The organism is Streptomyces sp. NPDC059003, from assembly GCF_042740445.1.
Lineage (GTDB): Bacteria > Actinomycetota > Actinomycetes > Streptomycetales > Streptomycetaceae > Streptomyces.
The window spans coordinates 1-17,664 of sequence record NZ_JBHYJH010000181.1; the positions used below are offsets into that span (position 1 = coordinate 1).

At 72.6% G+C, this 17,664-nt stretch carries 14 protein-coding genes; 8 read left to right on the forward strand and 6 right to left on the reverse strand.

Going from position 1 to position 17,664, the window contains the following annotated elements:
* Positions 1-33: 33 nt before the first annotated feature.
* The 3 genes from ACFWZ5_RS38250 (at position 34) to ACFWZ5_RS38260 (ending at position 4,618) form a co-directional block, all read left to right on the forward strand.
* Positions 34-576, forward strand: a complete 543-nt coding sequence (locus tag ACFWZ5_RS38250) for a DNA glycosylase AlkZ-like family protein (RefSeq protein ID WP_384806692.1) — start codon at positions 34-36, stop codon at positions 574-576.
* A 155-nt stretch (positions 577-731) separates the two neighbouring features.
* Positions 732-2,975 (forward strand): hypothetical protein, encoded by a 2,244-nt coding sequence (locus tag ACFWZ5_RS38255; protein WP_384892011.1) that lies wholly within the window; start codon positions 732-734, stop codon positions 2,973-2,975.
* A gap of 50 nt (positions 2,976-3,025) precedes the next feature.
* Positions 3,026-4,618, forward strand: coding sequence for an amino acid ABC transporter substrate-binding protein (locus tag ACFWZ5_RS38260; RefSeq protein WP_384801781.1), 1,593 nt, complete (start codon positions 3,026-3,028; stop codon positions 4,616-4,618).
* 3 nt (positions 4,619-4,621) lie between these two features.
* Here ACFWZ5_RS38260 and ACFWZ5_RS38265 read toward each other — a convergent pair whose 3' ends face one another.
* Positions 4,622-4,816 carry a hypothetical protein gene (locus tag ACFWZ5_RS38265; RefSeq protein WP_384801778.1) on the reverse strand — a complete coding sequence of 65 codons (195 nt, stop codon included), beginning with the start codon at positions 4,814-4,816 and terminating at the stop codon, positions 4,622-4,624.
* Between the two features lie 211 nt (positions 4,817-5,027).
* Here ACFWZ5_RS38265 and ACFWZ5_RS38270 point away from each other — a divergent pair, with 211 nt between their 5' ends.
* Positions 5,028-6,512, forward strand: a complete 1,485-nt coding sequence (locus ACFWZ5_RS38270; RefSeq protein WP_384801775.1) for an MFS transporter — start codon at positions 5,028-5,030, stop codon at positions 6,510-6,512.
* 18 nt (positions 6,513-6,530) lie between these two features.
* Here the strand turns inward: ACFWZ5_RS38270 and ACFWZ5_RS38275 are convergent, their stop codons facing one another.
* Positions 6,531-7,400, reverse strand: a complete 870-nt coding sequence (locus tag ACFWZ5_RS38275) for an NAD(P)-dependent oxidoreductase (RefSeq protein ID WP_384801772.1) — start codon at positions 7,398-7,400, stop codon at positions 6,531-6,533.
* Between the two features lie 118 nt (positions 7,401-7,518).
* On the opposite strand from ACFWZ5_RS38275, the gene ACFWZ5_RS38280 reads away from it, so the two are divergent.
* On the forward strand, positions 7,519-8,115 hold the full coding sequence (locus ACFWZ5_RS38280) for a TetR/AcrR family transcriptional regulator (RefSeq protein ID WP_384801769.1): 597 nt from the start codon (positions 7,519-7,521) through the stop codon (positions 8,113-8,115).
* A gap of 103 nt (positions 8,116-8,218) precedes the next feature.
* On the opposite strand, the gene metG is transcribed toward ACFWZ5_RS38280, so the two are convergent.
* Positions 8,219-9,847 carry a methionine--tRNA ligase gene (gene metG / locus ACFWZ5_RS38285; protein ID WP_384801766.1) on the reverse strand — a complete coding sequence of 543 codons (1,629 nt, stop codon included), beginning with the start codon at positions 9,845-9,847 and terminating at the stop codon, positions 8,219-8,221.
* 204 nt (positions 9,848-10,051) lie between these two features.
* Here metG and ACFWZ5_RS38290 point away from each other — a divergent pair, with 204 nt between their 5' ends.
* Positions 10,052-10,585, forward strand: a complete 534-nt coding sequence (locus ACFWZ5_RS38290) for a hypothetical protein (protein ID WP_384801763.1) — start codon at positions 10,052-10,054, stop codon at positions 10,583-10,585.
* A 75-nt stretch (positions 10,586-10,660) separates the two neighbouring features.
* Here the strand turns inward: ACFWZ5_RS38290 and ACFWZ5_RS38295 are convergent, their stop codons facing one another.
* Positions 10,661-11,698, reverse strand: a complete 1,038-nt coding sequence (locus ACFWZ5_RS38295) for a VWA domain-containing protein (protein WP_384892014.1) — start codon at positions 11,696-11,698, stop codon at positions 10,661-10,663.
* A 391-nt stretch (positions 11,699-12,089) separates the two neighbouring features.
* Here ACFWZ5_RS38295 and ACFWZ5_RS38300 point away from each other — a divergent pair, with 391 nt between their 5' ends.
* Complete coding sequence (locus ACFWZ5_RS38300; protein WP_384801757.1) at positions 12,090-14,198, forward strand: PhoX family protein; 2,109 nt, start codon at positions 12,090-12,092, stop codon at positions 14,196-14,198.
* A 55-nt stretch (positions 14,199-14,253) separates the two neighbouring features.
* Here ACFWZ5_RS38300 and ACFWZ5_RS38305 read toward each other — a convergent pair whose 3' ends face one another.
* Both ACFWZ5_RS38305 and ACFWZ5_RS38310 read right to left on the reverse strand, forming a co-directional pair.
* Positions 14,254-15,462 carry a hypothetical protein gene (locus ACFWZ5_RS38305; RefSeq protein ID WP_384801754.1) on the reverse strand — a complete coding sequence of 403 codons (1,209 nt, stop codon included), beginning with the start codon at positions 15,460-15,462 and terminating at the stop codon, positions 14,254-14,256.
* 175 nt (positions 15,463-15,637) lie between these two features.
* A complete protein-coding gene (locus ACFWZ5_RS38310) occupies positions 15,638-16,744 on the reverse strand; it encodes a LysR family transcriptional regulator (RefSeq protein ID WP_384801751.1) in 1,107 nt (368 codons plus the stop codon).
* Between the two features lie 209 nt (positions 16,745-16,953).
* On the opposite strand from ACFWZ5_RS38310, the gene snpA reads away from it, so the two are divergent.
* Positions 16,954-17,622 (forward strand): snapalysin, encoded by a 669-nt coding sequence (snpA, locus tag ACFWZ5_RS38315; protein WP_384801748.1) that lies wholly within the window; start codon positions 16,954-16,956, stop codon positions 17,620-17,622.
* Positions 17,623-17,664 lie beyond the last annotated feature (42 nt).

The window sequence follows — 17,664 nt, forward strand, 5'->3', positions numbered from 1 at the left end:
CCCCTGGACCCCCCTTCTTCCCGCGCTGCGCGCTTGTCCTCAAACGCCGGACAGGCTGAGAAGGCCGAGCTTGCCCGGTGCTATCTGCGGGCCTTCGGGCCCGTCACCCTCGACGACCTCAAGTGGTGGACCGGGTGGACCCTCACCGACTCCCGCAAGGCGCTGGCCGCCGTGGGGGCCGAGGACGTGGACCTGGAGGGCGGCGGCACCGGCTATCTCGTGCCCGGCGACGAGGAGGCGGACGGCTCCGGCGCGCCCTGGGTCGCGCTGCTTCCCGGGCTCGACGCCACCTCCATGGGCTGGCGGAACCGCGACTTCTATCTGGACCCGGCGCACGTGCCCGCCCTGTTCGACCGCAACGGCAACATCGGCCCCACCGTGTGGGCGGACGGCCGGATCGTCGGCGCGTGGGCGCGGCGGCGCGACGGCGAGGTCGCGTACCGGCTCCTGACGGACGTCGGCGCCACGGCGCGGGCGGCGGTGGAGCGGCGGGCCGCCGCGGTCGCCGCGTGGCTGGGACCGGTCCCCGTGACCCCCGCGTACCGTACGCCGCTCGAGCGCGAACTGGCGGCCTGAGGAGGGGAAGAGAGGGGGAAGAGGGGAGGAAGAGAGGAGGAAGAGGGAGGGAGTGTGTCTCGTATGTCCCTCCTCAAATACCCTTCCACTCCCCTACCCTGACGTTCCGTCACGCGCCGGGGGCGGGCTGGGACCGTGACGCATCCGGGGGGCCGGTGTCGGACGATCTGGGATTCGGCAAGCTGCTGGACGACGACGGCCTGGTCGCCCGGCTGCTCGGCAAGACCCACAAGGGCCGCAACCGCCCGCTCCTGTACGGGCCCGACCTGCCGGTGGTGCTCCTCACCGGCGGCCCCGGCATGGGCAAGGGGCGGCTGCTCCGGTGCGTCAGGGACGAGTTCGGGCGCTACGTTCCGGCCGCGCACATCGACTGCGCTTCGCCGGTGTTCGCCGCCGGGGTCGACGTGCGGGCCGCGGTGCGCTCCGAGGTCACCGAGGCGCTGCGGGAGCTCGCCGTGCAGTTCGGGGCGTGGAGCGGCGACGGCGGGGCGATCGGCGTGCCGCGCCTGTACGCGGGCCTGGTGGCCGTCGCGGCCGGTGATCCGCTCGCGGCGCCGGCCGACGGGCTCGGCGAGGTGCGGCGGTACGACGACCTGCTGCCGAAGGGGTCCTTCTGGGGCGGCGTCCTGCACCGGGCCTTCCGGAACTATCTCGCGGCCCTCGGCGCCCTCCTGGTGGCGCAGCCGCTCGCGACCCCGCTGATCACGTCCATCCTCGACGAGCTCTTCGAGCGCACGTCGTCGGAGGGCAAGGCGGCCCTGGCGGAGTGCTACGGCGACTACTCCGGCGCCGCCGGGCACCCCCGGCTCGGCCTGCACGCGCTCAGCGTCGACTTCCAGCAGGGCGGCGAGGCGCGCGCCAACGCGGAGAGCTTCCTGTTCCGGGCGCTGCGCGGGGACGTCGAGGCCGCCTACGCGTCGGTGCGGGGCCGGATGGCGCGGGCCGGGCGGCCCGCGGTGCTGCTCGACCACGCCGACAACGCGCTCGGGCGGCGCCTGCTGCGGTCGGTCCTGCTCGACCGGGAGAGCGGCCACCACGACCGGGTGGTGGTCTTCGCCACCGCCCGGCGTGCGGACGGCGGCCGCTTCCTGTACCGCTCGGCGGACGGCGACGACGAGCCGCCGACGGCCTGGCGGCCCGAGGACGGCGGCCTGCCCGACTGGCGGCGAAGACAGGGCGGCGCCCCGGGCCTGGCCGCGCCCTCGCGCGGCGCGCTGCTCGTGCGGATGCCGCAGCTCACGACGGGGCACCAGAACCAGGAGCTGGCGCGGCTCCGGGGCCGCGGCGAGGGCCACGAACCGGGCGAGCACGCGGCCCGGCTCCGCGTCGAGAGCGCCGTGCACCGGCTCAGCGGCGGCCGCCCGCGGTTCGTGACGCGACTCGGCGAGGCCGCCGCCGCGCTCCGGGTGCGCGACCCCGCCGCGCTCACCGACTGGGACCTCCTCGACGCGCCCGTACGCCCCCGCGACGACGCCGAGCCGGTGCCGGTGGCCGAGCTGCTCCTGGACGACCTGATCACCCGCCAGCTCCCGGAGGAACTGCCGCCCGAGCAGCACGGCCACTGGCTCGACCTGCTCAGCCACCTGTCGGTCGCGCACACCGGGCCGTGCGCGCAGCGCCTGGTGCGGGCGCGCCAGCGGGACCGCGACGAGCGCCTGTCCGCGTACCGCATCGCCGAGCTTCTGCACGACAGCGGCTGGCCGCACTGCCCGCGCCACTTCATCGGCGACCGGGGCCTGCGGCATCTGCTGATGCGGCGCCTGTACGGGCTGCGCGGGCCGGACGCGGCCGGGGCGGGCCGCGGCGCGCGGCGCCGGCGGGGGCAGGCGGCGCCGCCACCGGGGTCGGCGTGGCGCGCGGACCACGATCTGCTGCGGGACCACTTCGCGGACCCGCCGGACGGCTCCGGCGACACGGGCGCCGACGAGCTCTTCGGCACGGCGGGCGCGCACGCCGCCCACCACCAGCTGGCCGCGTCCGGCGCCGACCGGGCCGTCGACCACCTCACGCGGTCCTTCCCCTCGCGGGACGCCACCCGCTCCATGGCGGACTGGTGCGAGGAGCTGCTGACGATCGCGGGCGCCCCGTGCGAGGCGCCGCTCGGCGGGGCGCCGGACGAGCGGCACGCCCGCGCGCTCGGCGAGACCCCGATGCCCGGCGACGACGTGCTGCGCCGCCGCATCGACCGGCTGCTGCACGCGGTGTGGCTGTACGAGGACCGCACGGGCCCCGTCGACCAGGCCGTCACCAGCACCTGGAGGCAGCTCCTTGACCGGCTCGCCGACGAGCCGGTGCCGGGCATCGAGGTCCTGACGCGGACGGCCGGCGAGTGGGCCGGGCGTGCGCAGGAGAAACAGCCGCTGAAGCCGTGCGCGTGCACGCGGCACATCGTCGGCTAGGCGAACGGTCCCACCATGCCGAACGGTCACGTCACGCCAAGGGGGCGGCAGTGTTGAACTGGCTGTACAACCACGTGTGGGCCACACGCCTGAAGAAGGCCGTCACGATCCTGGTCGTCGTGGCCGCGGGCGTCGCCGCGGGCATCCTCGTACCGCAGAACGTGGGCGGCCCCGACCGGTGCGCCGACGGCGTCGAGCGGCACGGCGGCGAGTGCGTCGGCGTCAACGGCTCCGGCTACGACTTCGGCACGCCGGAGATCACCAAGGTCAGCGCCGCGATCGCCAAGGAGAACGAGCGGATCGACGGCAAGCCGCACATCACCGTCGCGATGATGCTGCCGCTCCAGCCGGACGCGCCCGCCGAGCGCCGCCAGCTGCGCAGCGACGTACAAGGCGCCTATCTCGCCCAGTACCGCGCCAACCGCGAGGAGCAGAAGCCCCCGCTGCGCCTGGTCCTCGCCAACCCCGGCCGCAACTACGCCCAGCAGGACCGGGTCGTCGACGAGCTCGCGCGGCTCGCCGACTCCTCGAAGCACAACCTGCGCGCGGTCACCGGCTTCAACCTGTCCCTGCGCAACACCGTCGCCGCCGTGGACCGGCTCACGAACGAGCTGCGCATCCCCGTCCTGATCAGCAGGGCGAGCGCCGACGAGCTCGCCAACGCCGAGTCCCGCGAGGGCAGGCCGCGCTTCCAGGGCCTCGCCCGTGTGATCCCCACCAACCGGCAGCAGGCGGACGCGCTGGCCGCGTTCCACGGCGGCCTGCGCGACGAGGAGACCGTCCTGGTGAAGGACACGCGCCCGGACGACATCTACGTGGAGTCGCTCGCGCGGGCGTTCAGCAGGGCCGACGACCGGGCCGCCGGGCCGCCCGGCGCGAAGGACCAGGAGTTCACGTCCCCGTCGATCGGCGACCCCGGCGAGACCGGCAACGACTTCTCCCTCATCAGCCACAACATCTGCCAGTCCCGGGCCAGGACCGTCTACTTCGCGGGCCGCCCCGTGCACCTGCGCCTGTTCGCGCTCAAGCTGGCGGAGGTGCCGTGCCGCGGCAAGCGGTACACGGTCGTGAGCGGATCGGGCGCGGCCACCCTCGACCGGTACATGAGCGACGCCGACTGGAAGAAGCTCCAGGGCGAGCCCGGCGCGAAGGAGCCCACCGTCACCGTGCAGTACACCGCGCCCGCCCACCCCGCGGCCTGGACGGCGGAGCTGCGCAGGGCGAAGGGCAGGCCCGCCTATCTGACGGAGCCGCAGAAGGCGCTCGACGAGCTGCGCGCGCTCACCGCACGGCAGGGCGCGGGCGACATCGGTCCCGTGGAGCTCGACGACTCCCGCACGATGCTGGTCCACGACGGCGTCCACACGATCGCCCGGGCGGTGTTCCTCGCGAACGCCCGGTCGGCGGGCGCCGTGCCGCCCCGCGAGCGGGTCTCCGCCCAGTGGTCACGCCTGGAGTCCGCGCACCGAGTGGCCGGAACCAGCGGGTGGGTATGCCTCACGAACGCGGGCAACCCTTACGACAAGCCCGTGGCCGTGGTCGAGCTCGACCCCCGCACCCGGAAGCTGGCGTTCGAGGGGCTGGCCTGGCCGGAGGGCCGCACCCAGCCGCGCGACTGCGTGGTGCCGTCCGGGACGGGCTGAGCCTCAAGCCGCGCGCGTCGGCGATCTGTGGGCCTCGGCCTCCGCCGTCGCCCACTCCGTGACCAGGCGCTGGTACTCCCGCCGCTGGTCGGCGCTCAGACGGCCGCCGCAGCGCAGCCACAGCGCACGGATCTCCTCGTTCACCTCGGCGGCGGTACGCGTGGACCGCCTGCTCTCGGACGCGGGATTCGTGGCCATGCTGTGAAGCGTACGTGCGCGGCCGTGAAGACGAAGTGAGACCGATCACGAAGTGATCAACAGCTCACCGGGACCGTATGGATCAAGCCACGCGCAGCCGCTAGGGGAGACGTGCACCGGGACTTGAGGGTTCCCGGCCGCCGCGCCCAGGTCAGCGCGTGCCCGGCCGCCGCCGACTCTCCGGGGTGACTTCAACGAAACGCTTGACGTCATGGATCTCGCAGACCACACGCACTCCTCCGGCCGACGGTGGTGGACGCTGCTCGCGGTGAGCGCCGCGCAGCTGCTCGTCGTCCTGGACGGCACGATCGTGAACATCGCGCTGCCCTCCGCGCAGAGCGCGCTCGGCATGTCCGACGCGAGCAGACAGTGGGCGGTCACCGCGTACGCCCTCGCCTTCGGCGGCCTGCTCCTGATCGGCGGCCGGGTCAGCGGGGCGCTCGGCCACCGCCGCGCCTTCGTCGTCGGCCTGGCCGGCTTCGCCGCCGCGTCGGCGCTCGGCGGGGCGGCCGTGAACCCCGGGATGCTGTTCGGGGCCCGCGCCCTGCAAGGCGTGTTCGCCGCGCTGCTCGCGCCCGCCGGGCTCTCCCTCCTGACCCTCACCTACGCCGAGCCCCGCGCCCGGGGCCGCGCCTTCGGGGTGTTCGCCGCCGTCGGCGCGGCGGGCTCGGCCGTCGGCCTGGTCGCGGGCGGCCTCCTCACCGAGTACGCGAGCTGGCGCTGGTGCCTGTACGTCAACGTGCCGGTCGCGCTGCTCGCCGTGGCCGGCGCGGCCTTCGTGCCCAAGGACGCGCCGCTGCGCGCGGCCGGACGGCTCGACGTGCCCGGCGCCCTGCTCAGCACCGGGGGCTTCGCCGCCGTGGTGTACGCCTTCAACGAGGCCGAGCCGCGCGGCTGGGGCTCGGGGCGCGTCCTTGCGCTGCTCGCCGCCGGTGGCGCCCTGCTCGCGGCGTTCGCGGCGGTCGAGAAGCGTGCCGCCCGGCCGCTGCTGCCGCCGCGCATCCTGCTGCACCGGGCCCGCGCGGGCGCGTTCCTCACGATCACGCTGATGTTCGTCGCGATGTTCGGCTTCTACCTGTTCATGAGCTACTACACCCAGACGGTGCTCGGCTACTCGCCGGTGGAGGCGGGCCTGACGCTGATCGTCAACGCGGTGGCCGCGCTCGTCGGGGCGACCCTGATCGCGGGGCGGCTGCACGGCCGGGTGCCGCCGGGGGCGCTGCTCCTGCCGGGCCTGCTCGCGGCGGCGGCCGGACTCTTCCTCCTCACCCGCCTGACGGCGGACACCGACCACGTCTTCGGCCTGTACCTGGTGCCCGCCCTCGTCCTCACCGGGCTCGGCCTCGGCTGCGTCATGCCGCCCACGGCGAGCCTGGCCACCGCCGGGATGCGGGGCGAGGAGACCGGCGCGGCGTCGGCGGCGTACAACGCGGCGCAGCAGCTGGGCGCCGCGCTCGGCACGGCCCTCCTGAACACGATCGCGGCCAGCGCGGCGGCCTCCCGCCTCGCCGACCGGGCGAGGCCCGACGAGGCCGTCGTGCACGGCTACACCACGGCGTTGTCCGTGGGCTGCGGCATCCTCGTGGCGGCGGTGTGCGTGACCGCGCCGCTGGTCGTGACGAGGGCGTCCCGCGACCGGACGCCCCCGACGGACAGCGGCACCGAAACCCCGTCGATGGACCGCGAGCGCGCCTAGAAGCCGTGGCGCCGCCGGTCAGGCCCCCTTGCGGATCAGCTCCACGAGGCTGCTGAAGCTGTCGGCGCCGCGGCCCGCGGCCGCGCCCTTGCGGAAGGCGTCGAGGACGACCTGGGGGAAGTCCGTGTTCACGCCCGCGTCGGCGTTCGTGTGGACGACGTGCTCCATGCTCGCGACGCCCATGGAGATGCGGTCGACGTCGCCGGCGTGGTTGCCCTCGTCGATCCGGGACGCGTAGAACTCGATGAAGTGCCGCATGCCCTCGTAGTTCTCGGCCACGTACGGCGCCATCTCCGAGGCCTTGATGCCGTGCGCGTCGGCGAGGGCGATGACCTGCCAGTACGCGAGCATCGCCGGCCAGAAGACGACCATGTTCAGCTGGTACATCAGGGCCGCGATGCCCGCGTCCTCGCCCCGGTAGTCCGTCCTGCCGGTGATGACTTCGAGCGCCGGGCGGTGCGTGTCGTACGCCGCGCGCGGGCCGCTGTAGAAGGTGGACATGTCCGGGCTGCCGATGCCCGGGGGCGGGGACAGGACGCCGCCCGTCAGGTGGGTGCCGCCGAGCTCCGTCACCCAGCGGGCGGCGGCGCGCGCCTTCTCCGGGGTGTCCGAGCTGAGGTTCACCAGGACCCGGCCCGCGACGGCGGCCTCGGCGCCCTTGAGCGTGGTGTACATGGCGTCGTAGTCGATCAGGCTGAGGATCACCAACTCGTTGGCGCGCAGGGCCTGTTCGGGCGTCCCGGCGAGGCGGGCGCCCCGCTCGACGAGGGCGTCGGCGCGCGAGGGGGTGCGGTTCCAGACGGTGACCTCGTAGCCCTTGTCCAGGAACGCGCTCGCCATGGCGTGACCCATGGGGCCGAGGCCGATGACCGTGACGGAGTGCGGCATGACTGTCTCCCACCAATGCGTGAAGTGACTAGAACGAGCGCTCTATCCGGCGCTGCGAGGAAAACGTAGCACAGGTCTAGAACGAACGCTCTACTCAGAGGGTGGGTACAGTGGGCGCATGAGTCAGAAGACCGCCGCCGCAGGGACGGCAAGCACGCGTGAGCGGATCGTGGTCGTCGCCGCGCGGCTCATCCAGCGCCAGGGCTATGTCGGCACCGGCATCAAGCAGATCGCCAAGGAGGCGGAGGCCACGCTCGGCTCCGTCTACCACTTCTTCCCCGGTGGCAAGGAGGCCGTCGCCGTGGCCGCGATCCGGCACGGCGACGAGGAGTTCGCCGCGCTCCTGCGGGACGTGCTCGGCCGCGAGGACGACCCGGCCGCCGCCGTCGAGGCCTGCGCCGTCGAGCTCGCCGTCGTCCTGAGGGCGTCCGGCTGGACCGACGGCTGCCCCGTCACGGCCGCCGCCCTGGAGACCCTCGGGACGGACTCCGAGATCCAAAAGGTGTGCGCCGAGGCCCTGCGCGGCTGGGAGCGCGTCGTCGCCGACAAGCTGCTCGCCGCCGGCTTCACGGAGGCGGACGCGGCCGAGGTCGCCACCACCGTGATCAGCACCCTGGAGGGCGCGGAGGTCACGGCACAGGTGAACCGCAGCGAGGAGCCCCTGCGGGCGGCGGGACGGCAGCTGGCGCGGCTGGTGGGGACGTACGCGGCCTGAGGGCGCGGAAGCCTCCGCGTACGCGAAAGGGCCGGAACCGCGCTGTGCGGTTCCGGCCCCTCGTATGCCGTGCGTGCCGTGCGTGCCGTGCGTGCCGTGTGGCTTACGAAGCCTTCGGCTCCTCCAGGCGCGGGAAGAGGACCGCGCCCTTCGTCACCGTCGAGCCCGCGGGGAGCGTGCCCCACGCGCCCGCGTCCTGGACCTTCTGGTCGGCCAGGGCGCCGAGCGACGCTTCGGCGCCGAGCGAGTCCCAGAGCTTCTGGGAGGTGTCCGGCATGACCGGGTTGAGCAGCACGGCGACGGCGCGCAGCGACTCGGCGGCGGTGTAGAGGATGGTCGCGAGCCGCGCCTTGCCCTCGTCGGAGTCGTCCTTGGCCACCTTCCACGGCTCCTGCTCCGTGATGTAGCCGTTGACCTGCTTCACGAAGTCGAAGACGGCGAGGATGCCGCCCTGGAAGTCGAGCTCTTCGCCGATCTTCCGGTCCGCTTCGGCGACGGCCTTGGCGAGCCCGTCCTGGACGGCCTTCTCGGCGTCACCGGCGGCCGTGGCCCCGGGCAGCGTCCCGCCGAAGTACTTGCCGACCATGGCGGCGACGCGCGAGGCGAGGTTGCCGTAGTCGTTCGCCAGCTCGCTGGTGTAGCGGGCCGTGAAGTCCTCCCAGGAGAACGAGCCGTCCTGGCCGAAGGCGATGGCGCGCAGGAAGTACCAGCGGTACGCGTCCACGCCGAAGTGCGAGGTCAGGTCCTGCGGCTTGATGCCGGTCAGGTTCGACTTCGACATCTTCTCGCCGCCGACCATCAGCCAGCCGTTGGCGGCGATCTTGCCCGGCAGCGGCAGGCCCTGCGCCATCAGCATCGCGGGCCAGATGACCGCGTGGAAGCGGAGGATGTCCTTGCCGACGAGGTGCACGTTCGCCGGGAAGGTGCCGTCGAACTTGGCGGGGTTCTCGTTGTAGCCCACCGCCGTCGCGTAGTTGAGCAGCGCGTCGACCCACACGTAGATGACGTGCTTGGCGTCCCAGGGGACCGGGACGCCCCAGTCGAAGGTGGAGCGGGAGATCGACAGGTCCTGGAGGCCCTGCTTGACGAAGTTCACGACCTCGTTGCGCGCGGACTCGGGCTGGATGAAGCCGGGGTTCGCGGCGTAGTGCTCAAGCAGCTTGTCGCCGTACTCGCTCAGCTTGAAGAAGTAGTTCTCCTCGCTGAGCAGCTCGACCGGCTTCTTGTGGATCGGGCAGAGCTTCTGGCCCTCGTACGCGCCCTCGCCGTCGAGGAGCTCGCCCGGGAGCTTGTACTCCTCGCAGCCGACGCAGTACGGGCCCTCGTAGCCGCCCTTGTAGATCTCGCCCTTGTCGTAGAGATCCTGGACGAACTCCTGCACCCGGTCCGTGTGCCGCTTCTCCGTCGTACGGATGAAGTCGTCGTTCGCGATCTCCAGGTGCTCCCAGAGGGGGCGCCAGGCCTCGGTGACGAGCTTGTCGCACCACTCCTGGGGCGTGACGCCGTTCGCCTCGGCCGTGCGCATGATCTTCTGACCGTGCTCGTCCGTGCCGGTGAGGTACCACACCTTCTCGCCGCGCTGCCGGTGCCAGCGCGTGAGCACGTCGCCTGCGACGGTCGTATAGGCGTGGCCCAGGTGAGGAGCGTCGTTGACGTAGTAAATGGGGGTCGAGACGTAGAACGCCTTCGCGTTCTCGTCCGCTCCCTGCTTCTCGGATCCAGTGGCCGCCATGGTCGAAATCCTAACGGTCCTCGGAAGATCGATTATCACCGTTGCGGCGGTGCTGCCGCCCGACCGCCGGAACCCCTCGCAACCCCCCATTTTTCGGGGGTACTTGCGCGTCCCTCGCCGCTCCACGATGGCCCTGGGCGCCACCGCCGGACCGGCCGGGCGGGTGCCCCGCACGACCGATCAGCCAGCGATCAAGGAGGAGCCATGACCGTACCCAGCCCCACAAAAGATCTCCGTCCGGTGTCGGGAGGCCGCCCGGGCGGACCGCTGCGGCGGGCGAGCACGCTTTTCGCGGCCGTCGCACTCGCCTCCGTGGCCCTGATCGGTCAGGCGAGCGCGGCTCCCGCGGACCACGCGTCCGCGTCCGCCGCGTCCGGCGCGAGCGGCGCGGCCAGGCCGGGGCCGCTCGCCGATCAGGTGCGGTACGCCCCCTTCACCCTCAACCACAACGAGTCGTTGAGCTCCGACACGGCCCGGCTCGTGATGCAGTCCGACGGCAACCTCGTCATCTACGACGAGTTCAACCGGGCCCGATGGGCCACCGGGACCGTCGGCCAGGGCTGGGTCATGAGGTTCCAGGAGGACGGCAACCTCGTCGTCTACACCCGTAGCGGGCGCGCGGTCTGGGCCTCGAACACGGACGGGCACCCCGGTTCGCGGCTCGTCGTCCAGGACGACGGCAACGTCGTGATCTATTACGGCAGCCGGGCGATCTGGGCCTCCGGCACCGACCACTGACGCGCCGCCGGGCGCCGTACACCGCACGACCGGCCGGGCCCTCGTGGGCCCGGCCCTCTGCGTGTCGGGGGCCGCTTACGGGCGCCAGGTGCCGAGGATGCCCTCGTACAGCTGCTTGTCGGACACGTCCTTCGGGGTCGGGCCCGCGAGGAAGTGGGTGGCGTTGTCCGCCTTGAGGCGGCGCAGGTAGTCGAAGGCCTTGCTGTCCTCGTCGCCGAACGCGACGAACGAGAAGAACAGCGGGTGGCGCGCGGCGTCGGCCAGGGCCTGGGTCGCCGGGCCCTTGGTGTCCGGGGCGCCGTCGGTCTGGAAGACCACGAGCGCGGGGTGGCCGTGCTGGGGGGACTTCTCGTAGTGCGCCACGACCTCTTCGATCGCGCGGTGGTAGCTGGTGCGGCCCATGCGGCCGCACTCCGCGTGCAGCTCGTCGACGCGGCCCTCGTGGTCGGTGAGGGTCAGGGTGCCGGTGCCGTCGATGTCGGTGGAGAAGAAGACGACGTGGACGGTGGCGTCGGGGGCGAGGTGGGCGGCGAGGGCGACCGTGCGGTCGGCCAGGTGCTGGGCTGAGCCGTCCTTGTAGTACGGGCGCATGGAGCCGGAGCGGTCCAGGACCAGGTAGACCTGGGCCCGCTCGCCCGTGAGGTCCCTCCTGCGGAGGGCTGCGGCGGCGGCCTTGTAGGCCGGGTTCAGGCCGGGGGCCTTGGACTTGAGGCGGGCCGGGGTTATGGCGGGCTTGGGCGGCGGCCCTGCGGGCCCTGCGGGCGCGGGTTCGCTCTTGTCGGCCGCCGGTTCGACTGCGTCGGCGTTGTCTGTGTCGGTGGCCGTGGGCTCGACTGCGTCGGCGTGGTCTGTGTCGGTGGCCGTCGGATGGTGCTGTGCGGGCCCTGCGGGCGCGGGTTCGTCATCGGTGGCCGTGGGCTCGACTGCCTCGGCGTGGTCTGTGTCGGTGGCCGTCGGATGGTGCTGTGCCCACCCGTCCCGCCCTGCGGGACGATTGCCCACAGCAGGCGCGGTGGTCGCGGGCTCGGGCTTGGGTGCCGGTTCTGTGGGGGCATCCGTCGCGGAGCGGCGGGGTGGGGCTTCTACCGTCACGTTGTCGAAGGCCGCAGCCACCAGCGCCTCCGCCGGAGAGGGCGTGGGCTCGGGTACCGATACGGCTTCCGGTGCGGGCTCCGGCGTGGGCTCGGGCACCGGCACAGGTCCCGACACGGGTTCCGGAGCCTGAGGACGGGAACGACGGAACACGTTCCGTAGCCGACCCAGAATGCCCATATGCGCGACCCTCCGCATGAGTTGTGTCCCGAGAGGTCCCCGGCCAGAAGGGACACGTAAGGGTAGCCGCCGCCCCGCAGGGGCTCACCCAGGGCACCGCCCAAGGCCCAGGGGCCCGCTCAGGGCCAGCCAATTCACTCAGCGTTCACCCCGAGTCCGCCGCCGAGCTGATCACCACCCCTATAAAGCCAAAGCATCGTCATTCGGCCACCGCCCCCTCCTGGAGGAACCCGTGCGCAAGCTGCTGCCCCTGATCACCTCGCACCCGGGCGGCTCCGGCGGCCGTTCGGCCATGACGTGCCGGTTCCGCTGCGGCGACGCCTGCTTCCACCCCGTACCGAACACGAGCGACAACGCGTACGTCGGCGACGTCATAGCCGGAGCGCTGAGCCGCCGCTCCATGATGCGCGCCGCGGCCGTGGTGACGGTCGCGGCGTCGGCGGCGGGCGGCCTGGCCCTCGGCCCCGGCGCCCCGGAAGCCGCGGCGGCCCAGGGCGCGGCCCCGTCGGCGTACAAACCAGGCGGCAGAAAGGCCGCCCGCGGCCTCCGCTTCGCGCCCGTCGCGCCGAACACCGCCGACACGGTCACCGTCCCCGACGGCTACGGCCAGAACGTCGTGATCCGCTGGGGCGAGCCCATCCTGCGCGGCGCCCCGGCTTTCGACGCCGACCGGCAGTCGGCCAGGGCCCAGGCGGGCCAGTTCGGCTACAACAACGACTTCCTCAGCCTGCTGCCCCTCGACCGCGAGGGCCACGGCCGCCGTCAGGTCCTCGTGGCGAACCACGAGTACACGGACGAAGTCCTGATGTTCAAGGGCTACGACGCCAAGAACCCCACCCGCGAGCAGGTCGAGATCGCCTGGGCCGCGCATGGTCTGTCCGTGGTCGTCGTCGAGGGCGAGCGGAAGACCGGCGCGCTGCGCGCCGTGCCCCGCCACCACCTCAACCGGCGCCTCACGGCCACCAGCACGTTCCACCTCACGGGCCCGGCCGCCCGCAGCGAGCTCGTCCGCACGAAGGCCGACCCGCGCGGCGTCACCGTCCTCGGCACGCTCAACAACTGCTCGGGCGGCACAACGCCGTGGGGCACCACGCTCCACGGCGAGGAGAACTTCAACCAGTACTTCGCGCACGCCGACAAGGTCACCGACCCGACGCAGGCCGCGCGCCTGAAGCGCTACGGCGTCGTCGGCGGGGAGTCGGAGCGCAAGTGGGAGCGGTTCGACGACCGCTTCGACCTGACCAAGGAGCCGAACGAGCCGCACCGCTTCGGCTGGGTCGTGGAACTCGACCCGTACGACCCGGAGTCGACCCCGCGCAAGCGCACCGCGCTCGGCCGGTTCAAGCACGAGGGCGCCCAGCCGCGCCTGACCCGCGACGGCCGCCCGGTCGTGTACATGGGCGACGACGAGCGCTTCGACTACGTGTACAAGTTCGTGAGCAGCAAGCGCATGGCGAAGGGGAACTCGCGCTGGGCGCGCGAGCACAACCTGACGCTGCTCGACGAGGGCACGCTGTACGTCGCGAAGTTCACGGGCGACTCCCCGGCCGCGGAGATCGACGGCACGGGCAAGCTGCCGAGCGACGGCGAGTTCGACGGCGGCGGCGAGTGGATCCCGCTGGCCACCGCGTACGCGGGCGGCAAGGCCGTGTCGCACGTCGAGGGCATGACCGCCGACGAGGTGTACGTCTTCACGCGCCTCGCGGGCGACAAGGTGGGCGCCACGAAGATGGACCGCCCCGAGGACATCGAGCCGTCGCCGCAGACGGGCAAGGTGTACGTCGCCCTGACGAACAACGCCGACCGCGGCAAGCCCGGCAAGGCCGCCGCCGACGAGGCCAACCCGCGCAACCTCAACAAGCACGGCCAGGTCCTGGAGCTGACGGAGGCCCGCAACCGCCCGGAGTCCACCCGCTTCGGCTGGAACCTGTTCCTCGTCGCGGGCGACCCGAACGACCCGGCCACGTACTTCGCGGGCTTCCCCAAGGACCGGGTCAGCCCGATCTCCTGCCCGGACAACGTGGCGTTCGACCCGCACGGCAACCTGTGGATCTCCACCGACGGCAACCAGCTCGGCTCGCACGACGGCCTGTTCGGCGTGGCCACGCGCGGCCAGCGGCGCGGTGAGCTCAAGCAGTTCCTGACGATGCCGAAGGGCGCGGAGACCTGCGGGCCGCTGGTGCAGGACCGCCGCGTCCTGGTCGCCGTGCAGCACCCGGGCGAGGTCGACGGGGCGTCGGTGGAGAAGCCCGCGAGCACCTGGCCGGACGGCCCCGGGAAGATCGTGCGCCCGGCGGTGGTGTCGGTGTGGCGCCGGGACGGCGACGACATCGGAGTCTGAGTACGCCGGTGGGGCGCCCCTTCGCCAAGGGGCGCCCCATCTCACGTACCGCTGATCAGTTGTGCTGCTTGCGGCGGTACATCGCGAAGCCGAGGCCGGCCGCGCCCAGGGCCGCCATGCCGCCGCCCGCGGCGACCAGCGGGGTGTCGCTCGACGCGCCGCCGACGCCCTCGGCGCCCGCCTTGACGCCGCCCTGCGGGACCTTGGTGGAGGTGCCCGGCTTGCCGGGCGTGGTGCCGCCCTTGTGGCCCTCGACCCAGCCCTTCATGGTGCCGTCGGGGTTGAGCACGAAGTGGGCGCCGTTGTGCTGGCCGTACGCGGCCTTGCCGCCCGTCTGCTTGAGGGTGTCCCAGACGATCTTCTTGCCGGTGTCGGGGGCCGGGGCGATCATGTCGGCCTCGTACCCGGCCTTGGTCTTGTAGACCTTCGCGTCGAAGCCGGTCTTGCCGAGGTTCTGGTACTCGCGGACGAAGACGCGCTTCTTCGCGGGCTGAGGCTTCGGCTTCGGCGGGGTCGGCGTGCCCGTCTTGGTGATCGTGCCGTCGGCGGTCAGCGTGAAGGTGCAGCCGCCGATCTTCGTGGACGAGGGCTTGATGTACGCCTTCAGGGAGCCCTTGGCGACGCCGTTCTGGAAGAGCTGCGCCTTGGCGGAGCGCGCGGAGGCGTTCACGTCGACCTTGGCGGTCCAGCCGTGGCCGAGGCTGACGGTGCCCTTGGAGACCCAGCCGCCGGGGACGGGCTTGTCCTGGTCGTCGCCGCTGCCGGTCTTGGTGACGGTGCCGTCGGAGGTGAGCGTGAACGTGTAGCCGTTGACCTTGGTGGACGCGGTCTTGCCCGCGGCGTTCAGGGAGCCCTTGAGCACGCCGTCCTGGAGGATCTGCGCCTTGGCGGAGCGGGCGGAGACGTTCACGTCGACCTGCGCGGTCCAGCCGCCGCCGAGGCTGACGGTGCCCTTGGACTCCCAGCCGCCGGGGACGGGCTTGTCCTTGTCCTTGTCCTCGTCGGGCTTGGTGTGGTCGTCGGGCTTCGTCTGGTCGTCGGGCTTGGTCTGGTCGGCCGGCTTCGTGTGGTCGTCCGGGGTGGGCGTCCCGTCGCCGTCCGTGTGGTCGGACTGGTCGGTGTGGTCGGTCTGGTCACCCGGCGCCACCTGGGGCTGCGGGGCCGAGGGGGAGTCGGCGAAGGCCGCGGTGGTGGGGACGGCGAGCGCGGCGATCGCGCCGGTGGCGATGGCGGCGGTGCGGAAGGTGCGTCGGGTGGCGCGCATGGCGTGAACTTCCCTCGTACTGGTCGGGCTTACTGTCCGTCTTTGTGCCCCTTTGGGGTGGCGACGGATATGAAGCTACGGGCGCCATGTGTGCGTCATCCGTAGGAAACGTAACAACTGGCCGCAGACCGCGACGCGGAACCGTAAAACGGTAAAAACCGCAGGTCGGAGGGGGTCAGAGCGGGGTCGGCCGAAGGTCCCGGGATTCGCTGGGACCAAGGTCCGCGGGCGGGGGAGCCGCCGGACCCGGGGGCGGGGAAGGAAGCGGGGCGGGGAGCGGGGCGGGAGGGGCGTCGAAGGCCGGGGGTCTGGTGGGGGGACAGGGGGCGGGCGGCGGGCCCGCGCCGCGGGTGCCGGTGCCGAGCAGCCAGTCCTGGTACGCGGGGGCCTCCGCGGCCGCCTCCCAGTACGCGGCCTCCAGCTCCCCGTACACGGAGTCCAGCTCGGTGTCCGTGCGGGCCGCGACATAGAGGCGGACGCAGAGCGGGTCGCCGTGCAGGGGTCTGACCGCCATGTCGGGTCTCGCCACCGACGTGGGCTGGCAGACGGTGACGACCTCGCCGGTGGCGACGAGCGTGGCGGCGGTGAGGTAGTCGCCGTGCAGGACGCGGGGGTTGAGTCCGGCTGCGGTCAACACGCGGCGCAGGCCGTCCCACTCGCCGTCGACCGTCGGGTCCACCATCCACCGGTCGGCGGCGAGGTCGGTGAGGTGCACGACGGTCTTGCGGGCGGCGGGGTGGTCGGCGGCGAGCGAGACGAACTGCGGCTCGCGGTCGACGAGGACGCGGCGCGCGATCCCGTCGGGGAACCGGAGCGGGGAGCCCTCCACCTCGTGCACGAAGGCGACGTCGAGCTGGCCTTCGGCCACCATCTGCAGGAGCGCGTTCGCGGAGACGTCCATCTGGAGGGAGGTCTCGGTGCCGGGCATGCGGACGCGCAGGCGGCGCAGCCAGCCCGGTATGGCGCGGCTCGCGGTGGACCCGATGCGCAGGCGCGGCTCGCCGTCGGCGGCGCGGGCGGCGGCCGCGCGGGCCTCGGTGACCAGGGCGCGCATCTCCACGACGAGGGGGCGGGCGCGGCTCAGTACGGTGCGGCCGAGCGGGGTCGGGCGGCAGCCGGTGCGCTCGCGGGCGAAGAGCCGGCCGCCGACGGCGTGCTCGATGCGGCGCAGCTGGGTGGTCAACGAGGGCTGGCTCATGCCGAGTTGGCGTGCCGCCTTGTGCAGGCTGCCGGTGTCGGCGATGGCGCACAGTGCGCGGAGGTGCCTGACCTCGAGCTCCATGGCCGTGAGCGTAGAGCGGGTTGCGTCGACACACCAGCCACCCAAACTCCTATGGAACCGTACGAGTTGGCGGATAACCGCAGTGTCCTGAACAGCGGTGATAGCGCGGAGCTATCGCCACTTGCCATCATCCGCTGACGCCCTGGCTCCCTGACACTCACGGATACCGAAACGTTCATCTTTCACCGAACGAGTAGGGAGCCCCCCACATGCACAAGCGTTATGTGTCCGTCGCCGCCGCGCTCGGGCTCGCGGTCGCCGCGCTCGGCACGTCCTCCGTCGCGACGGCGGCCCCGTCGTCGTCCGACTCGACCAAGTCCAGTGCCACGTCCTCCGCGGCACGGTACGCCGGATCTGCCGAAGAGGCCGCCGCGAACAAGGCGTTCTTCAAGGCGGTCCTGAAGGCCGTCGCCGAGAAGCGTGCCGAGAACCCCGGCGTGAAGGTCGTCACCGTGACGTACAACGCGTCGCGCGCCCCGTCCTTCCGCCAGCAGATCGCCTCCAGCACCTCCATATGGAACGCGGCCGTCACCAACGTCCAGCTCCGTGAGGGCACCACCGGCGCGAGCTTCTCGTACCGCGAGGGCAATGACCCGCGCGGTTCGTACGCGAGCACGGACGGCCACGGTCGCGGCTACATCTTCCTCGACTACCGGCAGAACCAGCAGTACAACTCGACGCGCGTGACCGCGCACGAGACCGGGCACGTCCTGGGTCTTCCCGACCACTACTCGGGGCCCTGCTCCGAGCTGATGTCCGGTGGCGGGCCCGGCACGTCGTGCCAGAACGCGCAGCCCAACGCGCAGGAGAGGGCGCGGGTGAATCAGCTGTGGGCCAACGGTTTGGCCACGGCGATGAAGCAGGCCGAAAAGCGCTGACGCGAGGCTGACGCCTTGACGGGGGGGTCCGGGGGCTTGCGC